General features: G+C 66.0%; 3 protein-coding genes and 1 pseudogene. 3 read left to right on the forward strand and 1 reads right to left on the reverse strand.

The window, feature by feature from the left end:
- A pseudogene (locus tag JHD07_RS20340) lies at positions 1-77 on the forward strand (DUF2065 domain-containing protein); the annotation flags it as partial.
- A gap of 142 nt (positions 78-219) precedes the next feature.
- Complete coding sequence (locus JHD07_RS20345) at positions 220-1,737, forward strand: Do family serine endopeptidase (protein ID WP_291625116.1); 1,518 nt, start codon at positions 220-222, stop codon at positions 1,735-1,737.
- Between the two features lie 117 nt (positions 1,738-1,854).
- Here the strand turns inward: JHD07_RS20345 and serB are convergent, their stop codons facing one another.
- Positions 1,855-2,760 (reverse strand): phosphoserine phosphatase SerB, encoded by a 906-nt coding sequence (gene serB / locus JHD07_RS20350; protein WP_291625117.1) that lies wholly within the window; start codon positions 2,758-2,760, stop codon positions 1,855-1,857.
- A gap of 11 nt (positions 2,761-2,771) precedes the next feature.
- Between serB and JHD07_RS20355 the strand changes: the two genes are divergently transcribed.
- The coding region (locus tag JHD07_RS20355) for an isopentenyl transferase family protein (RefSeq protein ID WP_291625118.1) at positions 2,772-3,124 on the forward strand (353 nt) is incomplete at its 3' end.

Below are 3,124 nucleotides of genomic sequence, written 5' to 3' on the forward strand. Positions count from 1 at the left end.
ACATCCTGCGGGTGGTCGGGATCGGCTCGGCCATCGCAGGTCTGGTCCTGATCTGGGTTATTCGGCGCCCGATTTAGGCACCGGGGCAACGCCAAAGTGAAGGCGCCGGACGGTTTTTCGCCGTATTGTCGGGTTCTTGAGGCCCGCTCAGCTCCGCGCTTGCGCCGTGCCCCCGTTCGAGCGCAGTCTGGCGCCAAATCCCTTTGTCTGGAGATCACAATGACCGCTGCCACCACTGCCCCGTCCCGCTCGCGCCGCGGCGTGCGATTTGGTGTGCGAATTGGGTTGGCCGCGCTTGCCGTCAGTGCTCTCGGCGCGTTCGGCACGCCAGCCCATGCGCGCGGACCCGACGGCATCGCCGACGTCGCCGAGAAGGTGATCGACGCGGTCGTCAACATCTCGACCTCGCAAAACGTCGAAGCCAAGGGCGGGGGCAGCAACTCGATGCCGCAGCTGCCGCCCGGTTCGCCCTTCGAAGAGTTCTTCGACGATTTCTTCAAGAACCGCAGGGGCCCCGGTGGAGGCAGCAAGGGCGGCGAGAACAACGCGCCGCGCAAGACCAACTCGCTCGGAAGCGGCTTCATCATCGACACCGCGGGTGTCGTCGTCACCAACAACCACGTCATTGCCGACGCCGACGAGATCCACGTCATCCTCAACGACGGCACCAAGATCAAGGCCGAGCTGGTCGGCGTCGACAAGAAGACCGATCTCGCCGTGCTCAAGATCAAGCCGACGAAGCCGCTGGTGGCGGTCAAGTTCGGCGATTCCGACAAGCTGCGGCTCGGCGACTGGGTGGTCGCGATCGGCAACCCCTTCAGTCTCGGCGGCACGGTGACGGCCGGCATCGTCTCGGCCAAGAACCGCGACATCTCTTCGGGGCCGTACGACAGCTACATCCAGACCGACGCCTCCATCAACCGCGGCAATTCCGGCGGCCCGCTGTTCAACCTCGACGGCGACGTCATCGGCGTCAACACGCTGATCATCTCGCCCTCCGGCGGCTCCATCGGCATTGGTTTCGCCGTGCCGTCGAAGACGGTGGTGGGCGTCGTCGACCAGCTCCGGCAGTTCGGCGAGCTGCGCCGCGGCTGGTTAGGGGTGCGCATCCAGAGCGTCACCGACGAGATCGCCGAGAGCCTCAACATCAAGCCCGCGCGCGGTGCGCTGGTCGCCGGCGTCGACGACAAGGGCCCGGCCAAGCCCGCCGGCATCGAGCCCGGCGACGTCGTCGTCAAGTTCGACGGCAAGGACGTCAAGGACCCGAAAGACCTGTCCCGCGTCGTCGCCGACACCGCGGTCGGCAAGGAGGTCGACGTCGTCATCATCCGCAAGGGCCAGGAAGAGATCAAGAAGGTCACGCTGGGCCGCCTCCAGGATCCCGACAAGGTGCAGGCCGCGGTGAAGACCGACGAGCCGGCGCCCGAGAAGCCGGTGACGCAGAAGGCGCTCGGCCTCGATCTCGCGACGCTGAACAAGGATCTGCGCACGCGCTACAAGATCAAGGACAGCGTCAAGGGCGTCGTCGTCACCAATGTCGATGCCAAGTCGGACGCCGCCGAGAAGCGCCTGTCCGCCGGCGACGTCATCGTCGAGGTGGCGCAGGAGGCCGTTTCCAGCGGCGCCGACATCCAGAAGCGTATCGACTTGCTCAAGAAGGACGGCAAGAAATCGGTGCTGCTGCTGGTCTCCAACGGCGAGGGCGAACTGCGCTTCGTCGCGCTGAGCGTGCAGTAATTTCATCCGTAATTCCGGGGCGATGCGAAGCATCGAACCCGGAATCTCGAGGTTCCCCGGTGCGCGATCGCGCACCCGAGGTCTGGTGCTTCGCACCATCCCGGAACGACGTTTGCGTCAGCCCTCCACGAACTCGTCGCGCCGATAGCCCTGCGCATACAGCAGCGCGGTGAGATCGCCATGGTCGATCCGCGCGGCTGCCGCGGCCGCCACCGCCGGCTTGGCGTGATAGGCCACACCCAGACCCGCGGCCTGGATCATCGCGAGATCGTTGGCGCCATCGCCGACCACCACCGAGTCGATGTCGTCGAGATCGAACGATTCCATCAGATCCACCAGCGTCGCGAGCTTCGCAGCGCGTCCCAGAATCGGCTCCTTGACCTCGCCGGTGAACTTGCCGTCGCGCACGACGAGCTCGTTGGCGCGGTTCTCCTGGAAGCCAAGCTTGGCGGCGACCGCGCGCGTGAACAATGTGAAGCCGCCAGAGACGAGGCAGGTATAGGCGCCGTTTGCGCGCATGGTCGCGACCAGCTCGCGGCCTCCCGGCGTCAGCGTGATGCGCTTGTCCAGCACCTCGTCGACGGCGCTGGCGGGCAAGCCCTTGAGCAGCGCGACGCGCTCGCGCAGCGCCGGCTCGAACTCGATCTCGCCGCGCATCGCGCGCTCGGTGATGCCGGCCACATGCGCCTTCACCCCGACGAAATCGGCCAGCTCGTCGATGCATTCCTGGCCGATCATGGTGGAATCCATGTCGGCGAGAAAAAGCTTCTTGCGCCTGAAGCCGACAGGCTGCACGACGATGTCGATGGGCAGGTCGCCGCGAAGCTCGCGCAGCCGCTGCTCGATGGCGTGGCGGTCGGCTTCGAGGTTACTGTCGGCGCCGAAAGGGATGTCGACCGCAACCCCGTCGAACAGCCAGTGCGCGGGTGCCGCCTGTGGCAGCACGGCGCGGGCGCCGTCGACGATGGTGGAATCGAGCGCGGGATTATCAGGGTTGCAGATCAGCGTGGCGACGAGGGACATTTGAGGTTTTCGTGAGCGAGGGGCATTCGAGCAAGGCCGTGCTTATCGCAGGCCCGACCGCCAGCGGCAAGTCGGCGCTGGCGCTCGAGCTTGCGCGCGCCACCGGCGGCGTCGTCATCAATGCCGATTCCATGCAGGTGTACCGCGACCTGCGCATCATCACGGCACGGCCGACGGGGGCGGACGAGGCGCTGGTGCCGCATCATCTCTATGGGCATGTCGATGCGTCGGTGAATTTCTCGGCTGGTGCCTGGGTGGCCGACGCGTCGAAGGCGCTCGAAGAAACGAGGGCCCAAGGACGTCTTCCGGTCTTCATCGGCGGCACCGGTCTCTATTTCAAGGCGCTGACCACAGGTCTCTCCGT

The organism is Bradyrhizobium sp. (assembly GCF_016462955.1).
GTDB lineage: Bacteria > Pseudomonadota > Alphaproteobacteria > Rhizobiales > Xanthobacteraceae > Bradyrhizobium.

Coding starts and splice junctions, on each gene's coding strand:
- serB (WP_291625117.1), bottom strand. CDS start 2,760: ATGTCCCTCGTCGCCACGCTGATCTGCAACCCTGATAATCCCGCGCTC.
- JHD07_RS20345 (WP_291625116.1), top strand. CDS start 220: ATGACCGCTGCCACCACTGCCCCGTCCCGCTCGCGCCGCGGCGTGCGA.